Here is a 20,750-nt window from a genome sequence, read left to right on the forward strand (position 1 = left end):
CCTCCTACCACAAACTGGTTTTGGTGAATTTTTTCACCAATGTATTGGAGAAGAGCAACAGCAGGAAATTTATCAAGGAGTTGAAAAGTCCTACTGCAGCACTATAGCTGAACTGCCCTTTCTGGATGCCGTTCTTGTAAATGAACGTGGAGATAATCTCGCTGCTGCTCATGTTGATGGGATTCTGCATCAATAAGACTTTCTCAAAGCCGATCTCCATCAGGCTTCCCATGCGCATGATGAACAGTATGAGAATTGTCGGCAGCAACCCTGGCAGTGAGATGTGAATGATTTTCTTAAAGCGGCTGCAACCGTCGATGGTAGCAGCTTCATAGAGCGTGGAATCGATCGCCGTCAATGCAGCGATGTAGATGATCGAGTTGAATCCCATCGACTGCCAGACGTTGGAGAAAACAAACAATGTTTGGAAATACTGGGCCTTGGCCATGTAATCGGCAGCGGGAAACCCAAAAAGTCCTAGGAACTTATTGAAGATCCCATAATCAACATTGGAAAACAGGTTGAGCATGCTTACCACCACAACCACTGAGAGAAAGTGCGGAATATAGGTGATGTTCTGTACGGTTCTTTGCAGGCGCTTATGCTGTATCTCATTTATCAATAATGCGAGGAAAATCGGAATCGGGAATCCGATTGCCAGCTGATAGATACTCAATGAGATGGTGTTGTAGATAATCTCCCAGAAATAGTATGAATCGAAAAATTGGCTGAAATATCTCATTCCCACCCAGGGACTGGCGGTAATACCCAAGGAAGGGTTGAACCTTCTAAACGCTATCTGCAACCCATACATCGGCACATATTTGAATACAACATACCAAGCAAGGGGAATGAGCAACAAAAGGAACAAGTCCAGCTTTGCGTACACACGCTTCCAAACACGTTTAGACATACAGCCTCCTCAGCCAATTTGCAGGCTTTCCGTGTGTTGGGAAAGCCTGCAGTTACTCGTATGGTTTTACAGCCGATCGAAGGCCTGCTGATACAATTTTTCGAGCTTTGCAATGCCAATCTTATCCAAGGTGGCGCAGTATTCGTCCCATTTGTCGAATTTCCATTCTCCGAGGATGAACTTTGTCACTGCTTCGTCACGATACTTATAGAGGTCTTGAACTATGGTGACAAACTCCTCGCTCTCCTCCTGGGTGAAGCTCGGTTGCAGGTAGACTTGCTCGGGAAGGTAGGGCACCATCATCGCCGACACTTCTTTGGTGAGAGCTGACGCAACCACACCGTCGGTATCGTTGGTGATGACCTGCGGGAAGCCGCCGCCGGGTACCAGGTTTATCTGCCCGAGAGCTGTCATGAAGCCCTTGGGATCCTTGAGGATGGAGTCGACGAAGACCGGGGTGCCGTTTGCGTCAAGCGTATAGGTTTCATTCTCAATCCCGTAGCGGAAGAAAAGCGATCCTTCTTCAGAGTAGAAGTAATCGACCCAGCGCATGGCCACTTCAGGATTCGTACACACATTACTGATCGCAAAGGCCCCGACTGCCAGAACGCCGGAGTTGGCATCGCTCCACAGCTGGTCTCCATAGGGGCCCTTGATCGGAGCATAGCCGGTGAACTGGTTCTCAACCTTGAGGAAGACATCACTGTAGGGCATGTAGAAAGCGCCGAAGAGTGCGTTGGAGAGGTTCGAACGCCAAGAGGGAAGGTCACGCTTGTAGTAGTCCTTCCACAAGAGTTTCTCTTCATACAACTGGTTGAGGAATTGCAGGTAGCTCTTGAACTTCGCGTCCTTAAGCCAAATATGCACCTTGCCGTTTTCAATGTTGATCGTTTCCTTCATCTGATGATCGAGACCGAAGGAACCTCCGAGCACATAGATGGAGCTTGCTTCACGGATTCCCAGTGGAATTTCATCCTTCAAGCCGTTGCCGTTCGGGTCCTTGTCGCGGAAGGCTCTCAGGACTGTAATCAGCTCATCTGTGGTGGTGGGAGCCTTCAGACCAAGCTTTGCCAGCCACTCCTTGTTGATCCACTGCTTGAATCCCATGCGGCCGGTATTGCTCAGATCCAGCTCCGGCAGGGCATAGATGTTACCGTCTGCACTGGTGATGGAGGCAAGAATCGTGGGATACTTGGCCATGAGTGCCATGAAATTGGGAGCGTACTGCTTAAGCAGATCGTTGAGAGGAATCAGCTGGCCGCTTTCCATACCATACTTGGCAATTTCCACTTTTGACAGCTGGGCACGTACGAAGACATCAGGAAGGTCGTTGGAGGCAAAGAGAAGGCTCTTTTTCTCATCGTATCCCTGGGTGGGAACTTCCTGGTAGTCCATAATCACATTCGAAAGCTTCTGGTATTCAGTAAGCATCTTCACGTTCTTCCACTCTGCGGTATTCTGGTCGCGAACACCAAAAACCTTCAAGGTAACCGGCTCGGCAACAATTGGAAAGCCGGATGCGTTCAGTCCAGCCGTTGGGGCTGCGGGAACTGTGACAGCAACTTCCTTGTTTCCTGCTGCAGGGATTGACATCAGCAGCACAACAAGCACAAACAGTACCATTACTGATTTTTTCATGGCATTATCTCCTTTTCTAGAAAAAGCGTACCATGGTGTTTTCGTTCGATGGAAAACTTGTACTCTACATACTTTATCGATTACTCAGTTTTTTTTACCCAACTCTTGTTCCATGTACCCAATTGGTGTAATTCCTTCTACATCCTTGAATACCTTGAAAAAGTAATTATAGTTTTTAAATCCGCAATCGCCGGCTACTTGCTTGAGAGGGCACCCTTGGAGAATCTTGGTTTTTGCCTTTTGAATTCTTGTCAGGCTGAGATACTTGGAAAAGGTAACCTTCATCTCATGGTGGAAAATCCTGCTTAGATACGATGCATTCACTCCAATGCTTTTTGCGCATTTCTCAAGGGAGATGTTCTTGTAGTAGAAATGATCAACATAGGAAGCCGCCAATTGGACATTATGAGAGGCTGAGCTCTGCTGCAGCAATTCCAGAAGCGAACGATATCGATCTGAGAGACCTGCAGCCAACAGTTGTCCATCCCCCTGATCAATCAGGCGTATAAGAAGGGACAACTCAGGTTCGCTCTGAAAGGAAAGAGAGTACTTGGAAGCAAATGCTGCAAGGAAATCGAGAATTTCCTTGGTGATCATCAGCCTTGAAGCGGTAAACTGCATTGCAGGCAGACTGTAGACATCCTGCAAGGCGGTGGTGAAGGAAACCAGGTTCCTCTGTTCGATGGCAAGCAATATATGGTTTTGTTGCTCAAGGGTAAGAGCCAGTTGATGACTCTCTCCCGGTTTTTGAGGTTCGATTTGCAGTGATGTCTCGATGCTTGGCTTTGCCGTTGATGACGAAGGAGCGAATATCAGGTTGGCTTCCATGGATTTCAAACATGCCAGCAATTGATCTCCGGTAACACGGTGCTTGAGGATGTAGTCATGAGCTCCATTTTTCAGGATCTCACGTACATAGTCATAGGTATCATAACTAGAGAGCGCCAGCATCCCGACTCTTGGATAGTATTTGGCTATGAAGGATGAAAGCGACACCCCGTTCTCCTCGGGCATGAAAACATCGAAGATTACGATGTTGATGACCATTGTTTCCAAGGCCTGCTTCGCTTCAGCAACGCTATGTGCAATGGCGCAAACCCGATATCCATTGGCAGACCAATCGACAAGGCCGGCAATATATTGAATGGCTAGGACTTCATCGTCCACTAATAATATGTTCATAAGGGTATGTGTAGTTCCACAACGGTACCAACATTCACAAAGCTGGTGATGAACCCATTATATGGCTCCCCATAAATCATGCGGATCCTGCTGAAAACATTGGAAATCCCCACACTGCTCAAGTAGTGCATATCCTTGGACACCTGGGCCACCAGCTTGTCAAGGTGCTCCTTCTGGATTCCTTTTCCATTGTCGGTGACGGTGATATGAATGCCATCGTCAAGTTTGTACGCTTTTACGGTGATGTTCCCGTCCTTCTTGTTGGCGATGCCATGAATGAGCGCGTTCTCCACGATTGGCTGCAGTAGCAATTTAGGAATCTTATGGGACAAAAGCTCTTCATCTATCTCCCAAACGGTTTCAAATTCCTGCTGATACTTGAAGCGCTGAATCAGAAGGTACTGCTTGATGTAGTGAATCTCCTGCGAAAGAGGTATGAACTCATCACCTTGTCCCAATACTGCTCGCAGTAGTTCCACCATGGCTGTTGCCACTACCTCGATTTCCTTCACTCCCTTTAAATGCGCATAGTATTTCATGCTGTTGATGGTGTTGTAGACAAAGTGCGGCTGAATCTGCGACTGCAGGATGGCAAACTCGCTTTCACGTTTTTGCTTCTCTGTCTGCTTGATTTGCTCAAGCAGATCCTCAATTTGATCCATCATGGTGTTGAAAACGGCAGCCATCTCCCCTATCTCATCTTCAGATACTACAGAAGAGCGGACGTGGAGGTTGCCCTTCCCCACTTCGTGCATGCTCTTTCTCAGCTCGCTGATATTACGGTACAGCCGGGATGTGAGCAGCCAAGAGGCGAGGAAAATCAAAGGAAGTGAAATGAGAATGATCAGGATGACCGTCGAACGAAGCCTCAGTGCATCCCCGAGTAGCACCTGGTAGGAGATGATGCCTATAGTGGAGATACCTTCAGTCTGCCCATCTTGAACCAACATGAGGTTTTCACGGGTATAGCTTTCCATATCTGTTTCGCCCAACAGTACCGCAGCTATTTCGCTCTGTGAGATTGGTTGCTGCGCAGACGCTTTATTATCAAAGAGCAGTTGCCCGTTGAGATAGGTGGCAAGGTAGAGCTGCTCGGCCGAGGTAAAAGAGAAAAGTTTCGAGGAGAGATAGGAATAATCGAGCTCTGCCACCACCAAGGCGAGAGGCTCCTTGTCGGCAAACAATGTACGAGTATAGACTAATCGTTTTTCTTTTGCAAAGTAATGGAGTTTGGGAGCGAGCGTCGCAAAGGCAGCCTGCATCCAAGGTTGCATCATCTGGCCTTTCAGCAAGAGGCTGCCTCCCGATTGAAACACATTCCCGTTGGCACTGAAGACCGATAACTGGCTGATGTACTCCTTGTTAGTCACGAGATTGCTCAGGTAGGAATCAACTGCTTTCTTCTGGAGAAACCACTCATAGGAAGCTTCCACCAAGGAAGTAGTTGCAGCTTCCTTGATAACGGGATTCATGGTGACCATCAGGGTAATGCCCCGGGAATCCTCCAGCATGGAGTCCAACTCGGAAGCATTGTTCCCGATGATGCCCTGCATATATTGCAGGGCATTGCGTTCAATGATGACCACTACTTGGCGATAGATGAATACGAGTGAGATTACCATGACCAGCAAGGCTACCAGCATGGTCATCAGGAAGATTTTGCTTTGCAGGGAAAGTCTCTTTCGTTGCACCCGTTCATTCCACCTATTGGTTACTGATATGTTTTGGGAACCTTGGAGAATATGGCGGCTATCCGCTGCATGTCAAACTTCAAGGTTCTGTCGTAGTAGTATATGCCATTTTTCTCCTGTTCGACATCAGTAAGCTGTGTGTAGCAGTAGCCGCACGCATGATCCATTTCGAGAATAACATCGGTAAGGGCCTCAAGCCGGGCATAGAACTCTTCCAAGGTTTTCGGTGATTCGCCATAGCCCCATGAAACAAGGTTCTGGCCTACAATCAGTTCTGAATTCAATTGCGTTGCTGGATCCCACTTGATGCCTCCGTACTCATCGACCAGATAAGGCTGGCCGCTGTACTCGCTCTCGAACTGAGGGAAGTTGCGGAAGGGCTTGCCATCCTTCATCTCCAGCTTGGCTGCAAACTTTTGGGGATCCTGATCATAGGCATGTACTGTCCACAAGTCGGTGACAAAGTGAATGTACCCACTGCTGTCATTTACCGGACGCGATGGGTCGAGCATCTTGCATAAGTTGTATGCATCGCGGTGGAGGCGACGATGTGCATGGGCATCGGTGAAACGGAAGGTTTCGTTCAGCGGCGTCCACGTGATGATCGAGGGATGATTACGGTCGCGCGCAATGATCTCCGCCCATTCGGAGAGGAAATTACGAGCAGGTAATCCCTCCTGATTATATTCCAGACCCCAGCTCGGGCTTTCGCCCCAGCATAAATACCCAAGTCGGTCGGCCCAGTAGAGATAGCGAGGTTCAAATACTTTTTGGTGCAGACGAGCGCCGTTGAATCCTGCCTGTTTGGCAAGCAGGATGTCTTGTCTCAACGCTTCGTCGGAAGGGGAAGTCCATTGGCTGGATGGGTAGTAGCCTTGATCCAGGACAAGGCGCTGATAGAGTTTCTTGTGATTGAGGTAGACTTGATTGCCTTGCACTTGAACATGGCGCATGCCCATGTAGGAGGAGACGGTATCTACAACCGAATTCCCAACCAGTACGGTAAGCTCAAGGGTATACACATAGGGTTTATCAGGGTCCCAGAGTTGCATGAAGGGAATGCTGAGGACGACGGGCGAACCTTCATTGGCCAAGCATTTAGCGAAAGCAGCCAACGAACCATCCTCAGTGAACACTTTGCAGCCGAATTCCATTCCTTCTGCAATTGCTGAGAACCGTGGGATTATTGTCAGCTGTTCACTGTCAATATCGCAGTTCATCTGCACACTTTCCAAACTGAAGGGAGAGACGGCTTCCATCCAGACGGTCTGCCAAATGCCGGTAGTCCGGGTATAGAAGCATTTATAGGAGTGAAGGAAGCTTGATTGCTTTCCCGATGGAATACTTCCATCCTGCAGGTTGCTGGTTGCCTTCACGACAAGGTTATAGCTTTTTCCAGCGCTGACATGCCTTGTAAGATCAATGGTAAAGGGGGTGCTGCCTCCGTCGTGAAAGCCTACCTGCATACCATCGATAAAGACATCGGCATGGTAAAAAACAGCTCCAAAATGCAACAGAACCCTTTTGCCTGCATAGGAGAAAGGAATCTCAAGCGTTCGGTGGTAGAAGATCGAGAAGATCAGGTCCTTGTAGGCCACACCCGACAGCTCACTCTCTGGTGAGAACGGAACAACAATGGTCTTGTCAAAGCCGGTACTCTTCTCTTCCTGGTTGAAGGACTGTTTCTCAGAGAAATAGGGCGGCCTCATATTGATGGTATAGGTCCACTCTCCATTGAGGTTGGTCCACTCCGACCGCATAAATTGCGGATTGGGATGTTCTGGCTTAGGCAGGATTGTCATTGTTCTCTCCTCTGTATTATAAAGTCTACCAGCAACCACAAGTCAGCTGGATTCTAAGTACTCCCAATATTTTGGGGGGTACTCAGAGATTTTTACTTGAAGTAGCATTATAAAACTACATTTAAGAGTGAACGATGAAGGAATTGTTATCACCATGTTGATAAACCAAGCAAAAAACTTCGATATAGAAACAGATTTTCGCTGAAATATGAAGGCATCTTCTGTGAATCATCAAAAGGATTTACGCCCTCTTTGAAACTACATCATACTCATATTCGATTGCTTTAATGTCCAGAACCTTGGTTTTAGTGCAGTGAAACACTGACTCCTTGAAAACTGCAAGGTTTCTCCCCTCTTCGCTCATGGTACTCGTATATTCAATTCCATCGAATCCAAGGCTTTTGATAAAGTCACTGATATACTGTGTTGGCAGATAGTCCAAGGTACTGTCATGTCTGCGAAGAGGTTTTGCAATTTCCGCTCTCATCTTACGTAGGACATCCTGATTGACTGCATACTGTACATAGTCGATATCTAATAAAGAGTTGGCAATAAATGGACTGACTACATCAATTTCAGCAAGATTGATGACTTCGATTTGCTTGAGCAGTCTAAAAGTTCCGATTGAAACATAATCATACATACCAGCACAAATTTCATGCAGTGTCGTTTTCTCTGTATTGGAAAGGTAAAGAACTTGAACACCCTCGGGATTGGCCCTCCCTGCATTCACCCTATGAGCCGGAGGAGCACCCATTTCACTCTTCTTGAATCCTTTTAAATTGGGACAGATTCGCGCCCGATAGAAAACCTCAGCAGGTACATACGTTTTTCTCACACATCGAACGAACGCCTTCAGGACTTCCCTATTCACAAAATTTGTGTGAAATCTGTTGTTCCTCTTAATATCATCAACAAACTTCTGCCATGAGTAGGTTTTTAGGATAGCGTTATGCTCCAGATATTGAGGATTGCAATACTCCGCTATCCCTACTTGTGATTCAAAAAGCTCAGGCTGGGCTAAATACTTGTCATTGCATATCGCAATCATAAGTTTCTGAATAGCTTCGGGATTACTTGAAAAGAGTGTCCAATCTCGAAACAGGCATTCACACAATAAGGCTTTACGCTCATCAGGGTACTCTGAAGGCAAATCTTCAACCACCGAATAGATGTCCAGAAATCCTTCGAATAGTTCTGTAAGAATTGTATTTGATGATATCTCATAGACAGCAGTATGCTCATGTCCACAAAAATCACAGGTCCCAATAGCTTTGGTTGCTTCAACAACTGCAATGATTTCAGAATCCTTAAAACAATGAACACAACATTTCATACAAATAAACCCCCATCAAGCAATTTCTCCATCAATTCGAGATGATGCATAATGGTGAGCTTCTTTAAACTTCCAAGCCCGGGATACGTTTGAGCCTGATAATGATCCAACAATATCTTCAACCCCAATGTTAGAGGCACAACTCTCTCGTTTTCATACCATTCAACCATTTTCTTCAAGGCTTGATAGAATTTCTGGGCAGGATTGTTGATGTCTTGGTTGGAATCAGAAACAAAGTGCCTGACCCTCAGGCTTTTATCGATAGCTGGATACACAATATGGATTGCCACAGCGTAGGGAGCAAAACCAGCCGCATTGTATGAATCACCGATTATTGAGTAGTCTGCGAATCCAACATACCCTTCACTCCTATAATACAGATGAGCATCAGAAAAGAATTCGTCTTCTTTCTGAGAGTAATCGGCATTACGCTCCTGCCGTTGAAAGGAGTCTGTCAGCAAGACTTTATTCGTTGTAATATTGCGCCTGAATACGCCTTCATCTGGAATTACTGTAAAGCGGGGCGCATCCGGGGCAAACAAGCTCTGATACGGTTTGAGCATGTCCCGATCGTTAAGCACGACTACCAAATCTTGCTTCTCAATGCCTGACTCAGTTACAGCAGAGAGAACTCCAGGCAAATCGTTATTCATGATCAGGGCTTGCAGCATAAAAGGTTGCAACATCTCTGCAGCAAAGTCCTGTTTTCTTGAAACATTCCCGGTCGCTCCATCGAAAGCTCCAAACTCTTCCGAAAAGGAACCCACTTCAGGGTTACGAATTATTGCAAGCGGATGCTTCCTTGCATTGAACTGAGTGATTGTGGATACCAAGGTTGAGGAAAGACTGACCGGTTCGATTATCGGGACAATGTGGTCATGCAATAGGTTCTTCTCTACCAAATCACGCAGTGCAAGCAAATCAAATTGTCGCCCTCGAATATAAGGAAAATACATGCGATCACCTCCGATATTGCTGATTCAGAAAGGATTGCAGGGATGCAGCATCCAGAGCTGTTCCCGTATTGAAATAGGCAAGAGAACGCAAGGAATACGGAACTGCTTGTATCTGTTCCTGTTCTATGGATACACGATTTTTCAGCGTTTTCAGTACCACTCGATAGGCTTGATCCAGAGGAATCTTGGAAAATAATGCTTCACATGCTTCATACCAGAAGACAGGAGTCGCTTCAGGCAGGAATCCATGATAGGAGTAAACGACATGCTCGTATTCCCGTTTTCGGAGTAGCTTGAACAAGGCTTGATGAGAAAGTTTACTTGAATCGGCAACAGGCTCTTTTTTCTGCTTTGTGCTGATAGTATTACGCGCTGTCAGGACATAGATGCCGACCGGGCTGTTTGAGAACATGGTGTTCAACCTCGAAAAGGAAGACTCGGGGGCCACCACACAAACATGGTCGAACGCATGGTAATAGGCTTCTATCTGACTTTCCAACCGATCAAACGAATCCAGGTCAGACTTGATCTCATACACCACCGCTTTTCCATTGATGAGGATGAAATCTGCAACAGCCTTTCCAACGGTAACCTGGCTTAATGCCGTTGTCGTGCGTACGCTATGTTTTCCAAGCAGCAAGGTATTGAGCAATGTGTTCTGGTAGAAATACTCATTACGGTAGCACTTGGACATCTGACTATAGAGCTTGTGAATAATCTCACCATTGCTCAATAGATGGGGATGCTGAAAATCAGCTTCAGCCAGTGCTTGATACACTGCATGGCCCTTCTTGGACATTAATGCTTCAAACACTTTCTGTGTAAAGAGTTTATTGTAAAGGCCGTCATGCTTACTCATCCCTATCTGTTCCTCTTCACTGCCTGCCTCATCTTCGCACATCTGCTATACAGATGCAACGATTCTGAAGTCTTGCTTCAAATGGCATCTGTAAGGCTAAGGTTAATCGGATTCTATTTTGCTTGCATGGTATCATTGTCTACAGGAACTTGGCATGAGCAAATCGGATTTGGCCTCTTGAGAGAAATTTCGAAATGCCAATTGAAATCAATCAAGGCTATCAAAGATAACTTACCTATATACATGCTCTGCATGCCACATAAGGTACTCTTTTAATGGTCTCTCCTCTGGATTATTCGGCAGATTTGGAAGTTCCTGCCCATGGTAGGCATAATAAATCTTTCCGTTACCGTAGTCCTGTTTCAGACGGGAACTGACTTCCACATGGTAGGAGGGAGTGACTGTCAGGTATCCTTTGTCATAGAGCGTGTGGATATCCGTTCGGAGCAGCAAGCCATTCTGTACAGAGTAACTACCCTCTTCACTGAAGGGAACGATGTGGGCGGCATCGAGTACGGGAAGCGTCTTCTCCCCGCTGATGGCGCACCTTCTATGGTAGGCCTCGGTAACCATGACTCGGAAGGTCCCTTGCCCGATGCGGTATTTTGCCAGAGTCAAGCCCTCTCTGGCTCCTTCTTCCTTACCTACTGATTCTCTCTCATAAGGCTTTCTGATTCTCTCAAACACAGCATCCAGCAAAGAGTTTCCAATTGGGCTATCCGAATCATACGTTTTACCTTGCACGATGCTCTTGCCCCAATCAGATGGCGCCGGTATCCAATCAGATTCGGGAAAGAAGAAGGGAGAACCGAGAATGATGCACCCAATCTGAGGATTTGAATCGGTGGTCTTTCGATATTTAGCGATACGATTCTCCAGCTCCTCGAAGCTCCGCGTACCATTCTTCTGTCCAAAAGCTTCCCAGGCAAGAAAGCTTGGAAGAATATGGAACCGCACGAAGTAAGCGCCACCGACAATGTAATTCAGCGGGGCATGGAGCTTGAACAAGAAGAGCTCCCCTGGTTCAAGCGCCTTGAAATTGGTACTGCCACCTGGTTTCCAGAAGTTCACTTCGTCATAGGCTTGGGAAGACAACCTCTGATACCACTCATAGTCGGTCACCCCGACAAATGCTTTCATCTCGGCTCCTCCGCTGCCAGCACTCCACTCTCTTCGAAGGCATACCCATCTATTCTGGTCCTGAGAAACAGAGCCAAAGCCTTATCGGTGCAATACACATAGCAACCCTTCATGCCACGACTCATCAGAGTCCTGTAGGTATTACGGATTATGATGTCCACATCCTTGGTTGCTTGTATGTCGCCTTTTCTTACTTTGCCAATCAAGCCATGCAGGGACTTGTCACTCTTTGCACGCTTGGAGAAATCGGTAATGACGCGCCCTTTTTCAAAACGCAGGTCGTTGCCGATGATTACGCCGACATAGGAAAATTCCAGACCTTGAGTGGTGTGGATACACCCAACTTGGTCGATGGAACTCTTGGAAATTGCAAAGGTCGGATCGCTGCTAAGGTTCCAACGCATGGCAAAGTCACCAAGTATAATGTCATTCTCGGTATTCGAACCATTTTTGCTGACCCACTCCCAGCAGTAGCCGGCAACCAGGCGGGCTTTGTTGTCAATACAGTTCTTCTCCTCAATGAGCCTTCTGAGCTCGATGGGGTCATCGAGTACTTTAAAATCGTACTTGATTCCTTCCAGTGTTGGATTAGCCGTCTCCTTCTGGATTCCCAATACACCATCCAACCAAGACAGGTACCCATCCGATCCGTTGCAGCGGAATTGGGAGACAAGCTCCCCTTCCTGCACCTGTGCTCCATACTGCTTTGCCCAGTAAAGGATTTGCTCCCTGTCTCCGTAATCCTGGGCAGTGACCCGCTGATCCTCGTCTAGGAAGAAGACACTGCAGGCGGCAGCGTTCATGATTTCTTTAATCTGGTCTTCACCTGTGATCTTCGGCCCAAGCTGGGTTCTCTTGTTCAGTCGATGTGCCTCATCAACAATGAGCGTCCCGAAGTCATTGGAGTCTGAATCAATGAAACCAGATGAACTCCTGAACAAACTGGATATATTCTTGGTCTTGAACGAACCTTCTTTCAGCCGTCTTTCAAACACGTTGCGCGGAGCACTGTTTTTCGTAACGTATGAGCAGACTTGGCCTTCATTGCTCAATTGGACCAGGAGGTTGATTGCAACGACAGTCTTACCGGTTCCAGGCCCTCCTTTGACCAGAAAGACGCGTTTCTTACCATCAGAGAAGGACTTTCTTGAAAGGGAGAGTATCTGCTCATAGACGATTTTCTGCTCGTCAATGAGCACAAACTCCCGGTTGCCCCGAAGCATTGAGGCTAGAGAGTCCTGCAGGCTCTTCGAAGGCCTGATCGTCCCGTTCTCGATGTAATATAGGGTCTGCTTGGCGTCACCCTTACGGATGTATTTCTTAATAAATGAGCAAAGCTGTTCTGCATCAGAGCGACAGAACAATGGCGACTGTTCAAGCAATCCCGAGAAATAGGGCATAAACAAAGGGTCATTCTGAGCTTTGCTGTAGTAGTTATGCAGGTAGGCGCAGCTCTGCAAAGCAATAGGAACATCTTCAACGCTGGAGTTGTAGTCGGTTATAAACGCTCGGTAGGACCATGCTTGGTAGGAGGGATGCACAGCCTTGTGCTTTCCTCCTCCAAGAAACGTCTTCACGTGCTTGATCTCAGCCTCTTCTTCGGCAAGCAGTAGTTGATCAACTGCTTCCAGAGGGGATACCTCACTCCACTGCTTAAGCTCAATAATTACAGCATTGTGGCGATTGTTTTCATCCAGACCGCTGATAATGAAGTCGACACGCTTGGAGGTATTGGGAATGGCAAACTCGATGGCTACTCCCGAGTCCTGGGGTATCTCAGGATCGAGAAGAATATTCTGCATATGGGTCAATGAGTTGATCCACGACTGCTTTTCACTGCTTCCCACCCGTTTATGCAGCTTTGTTGCCACCAAGTCCTCAATCTTGCGATCGATGGCGTTGGTACGAACGTCGTGAAGAAATTGCTGTTTATCCCCTGCATATACAAGCATTCAAGCCTCCAGGCTAATCGGTTTCTGAGAACTCGGTGTACTTCTTTGCATTTCCATATGCTTTATCTACGGCATACTTCTCACCGTTCTTCTTGAGCTTGTTATGTATGATGGTAGGAATATCGACACCAATTGCATCGGCAAAGAGCACGCTGTAGATAAGAATGTCAGCAAGCTCTTCCTCCATCCGAGCATGCTTGCTCTTTGCTTCTACGTCACTACCCGACCACTGAAAGCATTCAAGCAACTCAGCAGCCTCAAGGCTCAAGGAAATCGAGAGATCCTTAGGGGTGTGGAACTGTTTCCAGTTGCGCTCGTCCCGAAAAGCAAGGATGTCAGAAACAGGGAGAGTACAAGTTGAAAACATAGGACCGACTCCATCAACAAGATACTGCTTGTTCACACCAAAGACAGAAGAGAGGGTCTTAATCAGGGATGAGGGAGGATCTAGAACACTAAGAAGGTATTCTTCCTCAGTAATACCTAGCTTCTCAGCAATCTCGGCAGAAGAGAGTCCAAGGTGTTTCTGAAGAGTGAGTATAGGGTTGTAGTTGGTTGGCATGCGGGTGTCCTTTTTCAAGGTGATAGTATAGCACTTGTAAAACTGAACACAAAGCTACTTTTATGCCCTGCCGGATTATTCATGGTAGTAAAACCCATCGAAGAAGAATCAGACCAAACCCTTAACCAACATCTCCTCAATAAAGTCCTCAGTTGTAACATCATCCGTCGGCTCAAAGCTATAGATGAATTGAGTATGATAATCCAAGAATTTGCCGACGCCATCAGGAACCTCTCTCAGACATATATTGTCATCGACATGCATCCTGTTGAGATTATTCCACATGGTACGGGACTGGTGTTCTGGCAATATTATTTTCCCATTGCTTGACGAGAAGGAAATCACTCCTCGATCAAAAAGCTTGTCAAAGTTCGGAGTCAACAAGAGTGAGTTATGTGGATCCAGCCGCTCTTCATCTGTAGATTCACGCCATGGCTTTATATGACTTGCAATAAGCCAGCCTTTATTATCGACACCGGTGACAGCACACTGTTCGTGCCAAAACGATAACACATTCTTTCGATAAGTTGATTGAGCTGTACGTATGGTAGAAAACTTCTCGGTTTCAGTTCGTTCAGGCAGACTTGAAACTGCATACCCATGCTCTGTTTGGATAACCTCGTCTGCCTGATATATTTTACTTGATCGCAAGTTCATAGCTTCAAGGGATGCAGCATACTCAACCAACTCAAAGACAATATGCGATGGCTTGCCCGGTTCCCAATTAATCTGCATCCGGGTTGGGATTGCCCGACCATAATACACATACGGAGTCTTTCGGCGCTCCTGAAGAAAGATGAACGTGTCATGGGTACCTGCAATAAGCTTTTTCTCAGTTGCCTTGAGTACGTTCTGCCCAGTCCAAAAAAGCCTGGAACCAGACAAGTGATCAAAGTACCCGGGAGTCGAATACTTATCTTTTTCAAGAGTCACAAGCAATATTTGGGCATCAGAACCATCACTGGTAAGCACACCTTTCCTAGAAACCGCATTCGGTTTCTGATTAAGGATGCTCGCCATTTCTTCAAGCGTATAAGCATTCCCGATTTTTAGGATTGATACCAGTTTTCTTGCCAACCCATCCTGTTTTTCCGCAAGGCCATTCATAAAGCCAGGGTACAACAAGTCTGTCTTGAATTCCAGGTATTTTCTAATCTAAATATGCAAGAAACAACTCCCCTACACCCCCATCCCCGCCTCAAACACTGCTTTCAATCCCTCTGGAATCTCTCCTGTGAGTACATAGCCCATGTAGTTGAGGTCATGGTTATAGCCTTCGTAGACTGAGACAGTGAGATTGTGTTTGCCCAGCTTCTTGAAGAGTTCTTGTGTTGCATAGACACCATTTACTGAGGAGTTCTGATCGAACGTGCCGTGAATGATGTGGATGGGGATATCAAGTTGGGGAAGAATCTCCTTGTTTGCCGGCATCTGCTTGTGGGCAGCAAACCATTCGGGAGTGAGATGAATTCCATAGTCGTTCTTCAGGTATTCACGATCTCCTTCTTCAATTGCTTTATAGAGCTCATTTCGTGAAGGTTCGAGCATAATTGCAAAGTCAGCTTCATCAAGAATTCCATCCTTGTTCTGATCCATGTAGTCATAGGTAATGCCAAAGTATCCGGCAATCCCGTTCCTATCTTCAGCAAACTCCTCGGGCGATACAATGCCATCCTTGTCGTAGTCGAAATAGTTGCGATAGAACACCATGCTTGAACCACCGGTCTGCTGCCAGTCCAGGATGGTCATCATATCATCGTACATATAACCACAGAGAATCAGGCCGTCGATGTGCGTTTCTTTTGCAACAAGCGGGGCGATCAGGGTGCCTTCGCTCCAGCCCAAGAGAATAATCTTTGCATGCTTGAGTCCAGGAAGTTTTCTGAGGTACTTCACCATTTCAACCACATCTTTCACACTTGTCTGTGGGATATACTGCTTAAAGAGCTCATCATCGACATAGGTGAAGTATGGAGGCTCATCAGAAGTAGTAACTCCTCGTGTATTGTAACTGAAGAAAGCAATCCCGCGCTTCGTAAACTCTTCTCGAAATAGGTCGAAATAGGTGAATTTCCTATTCTCATCAAGCTGACGCTTGTTGTCGTAGGTATTCGGACCCGAGCCATTGACGTAAATGACCAGTGTTTCAGCTGTATTGCCTTCAGGCATGGCAAGCATGCCTTCAATGGGGTACTCATCGAAAGAAGGAATTATCTGTATTCCCGATTCAATTGTTCTTGTTGAGAGCGAAGCACACCCACTGAGCAACAGTATGGCGCCCAAAAGACAGAGTAACAGCTTTTTCATGAAAACTCCCTTGTTATTGATATCTATCTTATAGTTATAACAATACAAAGAAAGAATTTCCAGTGAAACCCACCCATTATCAAATATGTTCTACTATCTCAAACTCATACGACTGGAAATCTGCGTGCAGCTCAATAGACTCTGATTCTGTCTTCCAAGAAAGAATCAAATGCTGCTTATCATTGAGCTGTTGAGAGAACTCACCCTTGAACGCAGGATGTGTTGAGCGCAGTTCCATCAAAGCAAGAAGCTTTTGCACAACCGGTCGTTTCACTTCCTGTTCAATCTCTTCCAGGGTGTAATAGTGACGGTTGATGTTCCTGCCCTCTTTTGTTTCTTCCAGCAATTGGATGTCATTTTTACCTGCCAGCATCCCCACATAATAGACCTGGGGTGTACCAGGGGAGAAGAACTGCAGGGCACGGGCGAAAAGGTATGCCTTGTCATCCTCCCCGAGGGCTGAGTAATACGTGCAGTTGATCTGATAAATATCCAGGTTGTTGTACTTGGCCGTATTGTAAATGCGCTTCACATTCGCCCCGTAGGTGAACAGATGCTCCTTGGTCGCTTCAATCTCCTCGTCAGGGAGCAAACCTCGCACATCCACCACTCCGATGCCATCGTGGGTATCGAGGGTGGTGAACTGGTTTCTCGGACAAATCTCGTACCAGTTCGAAAGGTAGGAGGCTTCATGAAAGTACAAGGCATGCAATACGAGCATCGGCAGAGCGAAGTCATAGACCGGATAGCCATTTCTCGCAAGCTTCTCCTGAATTGAAAAGTGCTCGTGGATTTCTGGAAGAAGACCCACATCGTAGGCCCTAAGTACATCGGCACAACGCTTTAAAATCTCCCAAACCTTCGGCTCTACGAAGAAGCAATCGGTATCCTTTACTTTTGTCGTATAGGCAAAAGCATCGAGGCGAACCATGGCAGCCCCATGCTCAGCCAAGAACCTTAAGTTATCGTCGAGAAAGCGAAGCCCTTCCTCAGTCTCCAAGTTGAGGTCCACCTGATCATCACCAAAGGTGAACCAGATATTGCGCTTCGTCCCATCAAAGAAGGTAATTGAGCGGATGGGGGCCAGCGGCTTGCGTTTGTAAATCCTGCCGATCTGCTCCTCGGTGGGTGTGCTCCCCCAGAACTTGTCGAAATCGATGAACAGATTTTTGTACTGTGAATCATCACCCTTATCAACGAAGTCTTGAAAATACTCGCTGCTCGTAGAGATGTGGTTGATCATATAGTCGAACATAAGATCATAATCGTCGGCAAGCTTTTTCATATCCGCCCAATCACCAAAGGAGGAGTCGATCTGACGATAGGTCATGGGGGCGAAGCCCCGGTCACCCGAGGAAGGGAAGAACGGCAGAACGTGAATGCCGGTTACGGCCTTTGAGAAATACTTGGAGACGACTTGTTCCAAATCGCTAAGATTGCGACCAAGAGAATCAGGATAGGTTATCAGCATTACACCGTTCTTCATGTAATGCACTATAAGAGAACAACATTCAACAGTCAATTCTTCCTTGTATTTGCCCCTTGCATCCTCTTCATATCCTACCTATACTGTAGGAAACGAGGAGGATGAAATGGATCTATTTGACATCGCAATCAAGCTCGAGCAGGAAGGTGCTCAACTGTATAAGGAATTAGCAAAGAAGGCTCCGACAGAGGGCTTTGCCACCATCTTCAAGATGCTCGCCGACGATGAGAAGAAACATGAAAGCTATTTTAGGGCACTGCAAGGAAAGAGTGCCTTGGTAACGGTCAATTCCACGGTTCTCGAACAGGCAAAACAGGTATTCAAGGCCTTCGACCCCGAAAACTTTACTGTGACCGACGGCCAGATTCCTGCCTATGAGGAAGCTTTGGCAGTAGAGAAGAAAAGCATCGACTTCTATTCAGAGCAATTGTCTTCTCTAGAATTCGAAGCGGAAAAGAAAGCCCTTTCTCAGATTATCTCCGAAGAAAAGCGTCACTATGCAATTCTTGAAGAGATGCTCAAGCTCGTCACCCGCCCCCATCGCTGGGTTGAGGATGCCGAGTTCGGAGTACGGGAAGAGTATTAAGGCTAGACGGGCATGCTGAAACGGCATGCCCATTCCATTTTTCATCAATTCTCGCGTTTCGCAGAGGAGAATCAGACTAGAGCGGCAGAGTTTTTCAGAAGGTTTTTATAGCACGACCAAGTTCTGATGTTATTGCCTGTAGGATATCCTCTGAACTGAATCGTCTCTGGTCACTCTCAGCTTCCTGTTCTGCAAAGAGAAGGCTTTCATATACCAAATCAGCAACATCACGTTCATACTCTGTGTCTTGGCTCATGGATTTAGCATACCATAGTACCAAGACGACCATCACAAATTCCTTTCGCCATACTCATGTTCTTGTTTTGTTTCCAAAATGCACTATAATTAGTGCATCATGGAAACAAATGAACGTGCTTCATATCTCACATTCCGGTCTATCTTCTCTGAAATGGGTTGTTTCTCGATGAACCAAATACGCTTTGGTGGAGGATACAAGGTAGGCAGGAACTCCATCTCCCGTTGGGTCAAGGAGGGCAAGCTGATACAACTCAGACAGGGTATGTATGCGTTTCCTGAAGCATTGCAGGACGGGGACGCCCCGTTCTACATTGCCAACAAGCTCTATGCCCCATCCTATGTCAGCATTCATTCGGCACTTGCTTTCTATGGGATGATTCCTGAAGCAGTAGTCCAAATAACAAGTGTCAGCAGCAGGAAAACCAGCTTCTTTGAGAATGAGCTGGGACAGTTCAGCTACCATACAATCAAGAAAGAGGCCATGTTCGGCTACACCATCGAACAAAGTGCCTTCCATCCGACTTGGGGAATGCTCATCGCTGAACGGGAAAAAGCAATCCTTGACTTGTTGCACCTGTATCCACAGTACACGAGCAAACAGGACATGCTTGACCTGCGCCTGGACCTTGATGACATCGACTTTGCCAGACTCGATGCCTATACAGAGCAGTATGGAGTGAAAGCCCTCGAACGTCGTGTAACCACCTTGAAGGAGGCATATTTATTATGATTGATCTACAGGCATTGCAACACTACTTTCCCGCCACGGTACAACGACGAACCGATTTGGCTGCTTACATGGTAAAAGAATACCTACAGTGCCAAATCTTGGAATACCTAAGCCATACTCCATATATGGAGAACCTCTCTTTCATTGGTGGAACCAACCTTCGATTGATCAAGCGTATCGATCGTTTCAGTGAAGATCTTGATTTCGATTGCAAGAACCTCAGCTTTGAAGCATTTCAAGCGATGACCGACTTGGTAGTCAAGCATCTATTGGACCAAGGGTACAACGTTGAACCCAAACAACAGGAGCATGAGGGACTGCATGCCTATCGAAGAAGCTTATACTTCCCCCAGCTTCTCTTCTCCTTGAACCTAAGCGGTTATAGAAATGCAAAATTCCTTATCAAGCTTGAGATGCAAGACCAAGGATGCGCCTATCCTGTTCAACGTGCCTTTATACAGAGCTGTGGCTTCCATTTTCCCGTCCCTGTTCCTCCTGACGACATTCTATGTGCCATGAAAATCTCAGCTCTGCTTTCAAGGACAAAAGGAAGAGACCTATACGATGCTCAATTTCTTCTTGGGCAAACAAAGCCTAATTACGATTATCTGACTGCCAAACACGGGATTACTTCTGAATCCGAGCTCAAGCATGCAATCCTGGAACGCCTCAAACAAGTCGACCTGTCTCTGAAACAGCATGATTGTGAACATCTGCTCTTCGATAAACAGAAGAGCAGCACCATCCTCTACTTCCCTGACTTCATCCAGTCCTACCTCATTGATTGAGTGCTGACAGTCACTCCCTGTCCAGCAGAAAGGCTCATGCTCACTGTTCCACCGACATCGTAACCAACCGTCTTGATGTGGTACCTTCCTGCCTTGAGGTTATGTGTATGGCTAGCATAGCCAGAGCCTTGGATGAGTGTGACCACCTCCTGTCGAACTTCGTCGATCAGGACAAGCTTGTAATGCGTCGTATCCACCGAACTGGAGGTGGAGATCGTTACGGTTCCACCTTGGTCGCTATCGAGGCGGTAGAGCGTCTCAATGCCATGGAAGCCCCGGAATGACAAGTTTGCACTACGGTTTGTGAGACTAATATCGCGATTGCGATAAAAGAACGAGTCACCGGCCTGCAGCATTCTCTCCTTGTCATCGACCAGGTCCGGTGAGTATGAGCCGAGTGAAAGATTGCCCAAAAAGGTACACGAGGCAAGAACAAAGCAAAGACTGATAATGGCCACGAGACGAGTAGTTTGTTTCATAATATTCTCCTAATACAGCACAACCTTACGTTTGTTACAAAGAAAAAGCACTCAGAAACTCTTCGTAGTTGCGCTTCACTACGAG

Annotated in this window: 19 protein-coding genes; 3 read left to right on the forward strand and 16 right to left on the reverse strand. The window is 46.7% G+C overall.

Annotated elements, in window-relative coordinates:
• Window positions 1-4: 4 nt before the first annotated feature.
• From MUG09_RS13940 to gtfA, 14 genes are all read right to left on the reverse strand, one after another.
• Window positions 5-913 (reverse strand): ABC transporter permease, encoded by a 909-nt coding sequence (locus tag MUG09_RS13940; RefSeq protein WP_244772048.1) that lies wholly within the window; start codon window positions 911-913, stop codon window positions 5-7.
• 66 nt (window positions 914-979) lie between these two features.
• A complete protein-coding gene (locus MUG09_RS13945) occupies window positions 980-2,551 on the reverse strand; it encodes an extracellular solute-binding protein (protein ID WP_244772049.1) in 1,572 nt (523 codons plus the stop codon).
• A gap of 84 nt (window positions 2,552-2,635) precedes the next feature.
• Window positions 2,636-3,733, reverse strand: coding sequence for a response regulator transcription factor (locus MUG09_RS13950; protein WP_244772050.1), 1,098 nt, complete (start codon window positions 3,731-3,733; stop codon window positions 2,636-2,638).
• Entirely contained in the window at window positions 3,730-5,424 is a 1,695-nt protein-coding gene (locus MUG09_RS13955; RefSeq protein ID WP_244772051.1) for a sensor histidine kinase, read from the reverse strand. Before MUG09_RS13955 ends, MUG09_RS13950 begins: the two co-directional genes overlap by 4 nt.
• Window positions 5,425-5,444: 20 nt before the next feature.
• A complete protein-coding gene (locus MUG09_RS13960) occupies window positions 5,445-7,226 on the reverse strand; it encodes a glycoside hydrolase family 2 protein (RefSeq protein WP_244772052.1) in 1,782 nt (593 codons plus the stop codon).
• A 241-nt stretch (window positions 7,227-7,467) separates the two neighbouring features.
• Window positions 7,468-8,562 carry an RES family NAD+ phosphorylase gene (locus MUG09_RS13965; protein WP_244772053.1) on the reverse strand — a complete coding sequence of 365 codons (1,095 nt, stop codon included), beginning with the start codon at window positions 8,560-8,562 and terminating at the stop codon, window positions 7,468-7,470.
• Window positions 8,559-9,518: a sce7725 family protein gene (locus MUG09_RS13970; protein WP_244772054.1), complete on the reverse strand. Its 960-nt coding sequence runs from the start codon at window positions 9,516-9,518 to the stop codon at window positions 8,559-8,561. The genes MUG09_RS13965 and MUG09_RS13970 overlap by 4 nt, the downstream gene beginning before the upstream one ends.
• Window positions 9,519-9,522: 4 nt before the next feature.
• A complete protein-coding gene (locus tag MUG09_RS13975) occupies window positions 9,523-10,377 on the reverse strand; it encodes a sce7726 family protein (RefSeq protein WP_244772055.1) in 855 nt (284 codons plus the stop codon).
• Between the two features lie 231 nt (window positions 10,378-10,608).
• The gene (locus tag MUG09_RS13980) at window positions 10,609-11,517 is read right to left on the reverse strand and encodes an HNH endonuclease (protein WP_244772056.1); all 909 of its coding nucleotides are present in this window, start codon (window positions 11,515-11,517) and stop codon (window positions 10,609-10,611) included.
• On the reverse strand, window positions 11,514-13,469 hold the full coding sequence (locus MUG09_RS13985; protein ID WP_244772057.1) for a DUF2075 domain-containing protein: 1,956 nt from the start codon (window positions 13,467-13,469) through the stop codon (window positions 11,514-11,516). The genes MUG09_RS13980 and MUG09_RS13985 overlap by 4 nt, the downstream gene beginning before the upstream one ends.
• A gap of 13 nt (window positions 13,470-13,482) precedes the next feature.
• Complete coding sequence (locus MUG09_RS13990) at window positions 13,483-14,049, reverse strand: MazG-like family protein (RefSeq protein WP_244772058.1); 567 nt, start codon at window positions 14,047-14,049, stop codon at window positions 13,483-13,485.
• A gap of 90 nt (window positions 14,050-14,139) precedes the next feature.
• Window positions 14,140-15,138, reverse strand: coding sequence for an HNH endonuclease (locus MUG09_RS13995; protein WP_244772059.1), 999 nt, complete (start codon window positions 15,136-15,138; stop codon window positions 14,140-14,142).
• 72 nt (window positions 15,139-15,210) lie between these two features.
• Entirely contained in the window at window positions 15,211-16,338 is a 1,128-nt protein-coding gene (locus MUG09_RS14000) for an alpha/beta hydrolase (RefSeq protein WP_244772060.1), read from the reverse strand.
• 79 nt (window positions 16,339-16,417) lie between these two features.
• Window positions 16,418-17,824, reverse strand: coding sequence for a sucrose phosphorylase (gene gtfA / locus MUG09_RS14005; RefSeq protein ID WP_244772061.1), 1,407 nt, complete (start codon window positions 17,822-17,824; stop codon window positions 16,418-16,420).
• A 106-nt stretch (window positions 17,825-17,930) separates the two neighbouring features.
• Between gtfA and MUG09_RS14010 the strand changes: the two genes are divergently transcribed.
• Window positions 17,931-18,410: a ferritin family protein gene (locus MUG09_RS14010; RefSeq protein WP_244772062.1), complete on the forward strand. Its 480-nt coding sequence runs from the start codon at window positions 17,931-17,933 to the stop codon at window positions 18,408-18,410.
• 94 nt (window positions 18,411-18,504) lie between these two features.
• Here the strand turns inward: MUG09_RS14010 and MUG09_RS14015 are convergent, their stop codons facing one another.
• Window positions 18,505-18,666: a hypothetical protein gene (locus MUG09_RS14015; protein WP_244772063.1), complete on the reverse strand. Its 162-nt coding sequence runs from the start codon at window positions 18,664-18,666 to the stop codon at window positions 18,505-18,507.
• A 99-nt stretch (window positions 18,667-18,765) separates the two neighbouring features.
• Here MUG09_RS14015 and MUG09_RS14020 point away from each other — a divergent pair, with 99 nt between their 5' ends.
• Window positions 18,766-19,398, forward strand: coding sequence for a type IV toxin-antitoxin system AbiEi family antitoxin domain-containing protein (locus MUG09_RS14020; protein WP_244772064.1), 633 nt, complete (start codon window positions 18,766-18,768; stop codon window positions 19,396-19,398).
• Window positions 19,395-20,186 (forward strand): nucleotidyl transferase AbiEii/AbiGii toxin family protein, encoded by a 792-nt coding sequence (locus MUG09_RS14025; protein ID WP_244772065.1) that lies wholly within the window; start codon window positions 19,395-19,397, stop codon window positions 20,184-20,186. The genes MUG09_RS14020 and MUG09_RS14025 overlap by 4 nt, the downstream gene beginning before the upstream one ends.
• Here the strand turns inward: MUG09_RS14025 and MUG09_RS14030 are convergent.
• Window positions 20,171-20,665: a hypothetical protein gene (locus tag MUG09_RS14030; protein ID WP_244772066.1), complete on the reverse strand. Its 495-nt coding sequence runs from the start codon at window positions 20,663-20,665 to the stop codon at window positions 20,171-20,173. The two genes, MUG09_RS14025 and MUG09_RS14030, sit on opposite strands and share 16 nt — an antisense overlap.
• Window positions 20,666-20,750: the final 85 nt, after the last annotated feature.

Origin of the sequence: Sphaerochaeta associata (assembly GCF_022869165.1) — a bacterium.
Lineage (GTDB): Bacteria > Spirochaetota > Spirochaetia > Sphaerochaetales > Sphaerochaetaceae > Sphaerochaeta > Sphaerochaeta associata.

Bases quoted from the DNA above. Each gene is read 5' to 3' on its own strand.
- MUG09_RS13940 (WP_244772048.1), bottom strand. From the start codon at position 913: ATGTCTAAACGTGTTTGGAAGCGTGTGTACGCAAAGCTGGACTTGTTC.
- MUG09_RS13945 (WP_244772049.1), bottom strand. From the start codon at position 2,551: ATGAAAAAATCAGTAATGGTACTGTTTGTGCTTGTTGTGCTGCTGATG.
- MUG09_RS13950 (WP_244772050.1), bottom strand. From the start codon at position 3,733: ATGAACATATTATTAGTGGACGATGAAGTCCTAGCCATTCAATATATT.
- MUG09_RS13960 (WP_244772052.1), bottom strand. From the start codon at position 7,226: ATGACAATCCTGCCTAAGCCAGAACATCCCAATCCGCAATTTATGCGG.
- MUG09_RS13965 (WP_244772053.1), bottom strand. From the start codon at position 8,562: ATGAAATGTTGTGTTCATTGTTTTAAGGATTCTGAAATCATTGCAGTT.
- MUG09_RS13970 (WP_244772054.1), bottom strand. From the start codon at position 9,518: ATGTATTTTCCTTATATTCGAGGGCGACAATTTGATTTGCTTGCACTG.
- MUG09_RS13975 (WP_244772055.1), bottom strand. From the start codon at position 10,377: ATGAGTAAGCATGACGGCCTTTACAATAAACTCTTTACACAGAAAGTG.
- MUG09_RS13980 (WP_244772056.1), bottom strand. From the start codon at position 11,517: ATGAAAGCATTTGTCGGGGTGACCGACTATGAGTGGTATCAGAGGTTG.
- MUG09_RS13985 (WP_244772057.1), bottom strand. From the start codon at position 13,469: ATGCTTGTATATGCAGGGGATAAACAGCAATTTCTTCACGACGTTCGT.
- MUG09_RS13995 (WP_244772059.1), bottom strand. From the start codon at position 15,138: ATGAATGGCCTTGCGGAAAAACAGGATGGGTTGGCAAGAAAACTGGTA.
- MUG09_RS14000 (WP_244772060.1), bottom strand. From the start codon at position 16,338: ATGAAAAAGCTGTTACTCTGTCTTTTGGGCGCCATACTGTTGCTCAGT.
- gtfA (WP_244772061.1), bottom strand. From the start codon at position 17,824: ATGAAGAACGGTGTAATGCTGATAACCTATCCTGATTCTCTTGGTCGC.
- MUG09_RS14010 (WP_244772062.1), top strand. From the start codon at position 17,931: ATGGATCTATTTGACATCGCAATCAAGCTCGAGCAGGAAGGTGCTCAA.
- MUG09_RS14015 (WP_244772063.1), bottom strand. From the start codon at position 18,666: ATGAGCCAAGACACAGAGTATGAACGTGATGTTGCTGATTTGGTATAT.
- MUG09_RS14020 (WP_244772064.1), top strand. From the start codon at position 18,766: ATGGAAACAAATGAACGTGCTTCATATCTCACATTCCGGTCTATCTTC.
- MUG09_RS14025 (WP_244772065.1), top strand. From the start codon at position 19,395: ATGATTGATCTACAGGCATTGCAACACTACTTTCCCGCCACGGTACAA.
- MUG09_RS14030 (WP_244772066.1), bottom strand. From the start codon at position 20,665: ATGAAACAAACTACTCGTCTCGTGGCCATTATCAGTCTTTGCTTTGTT.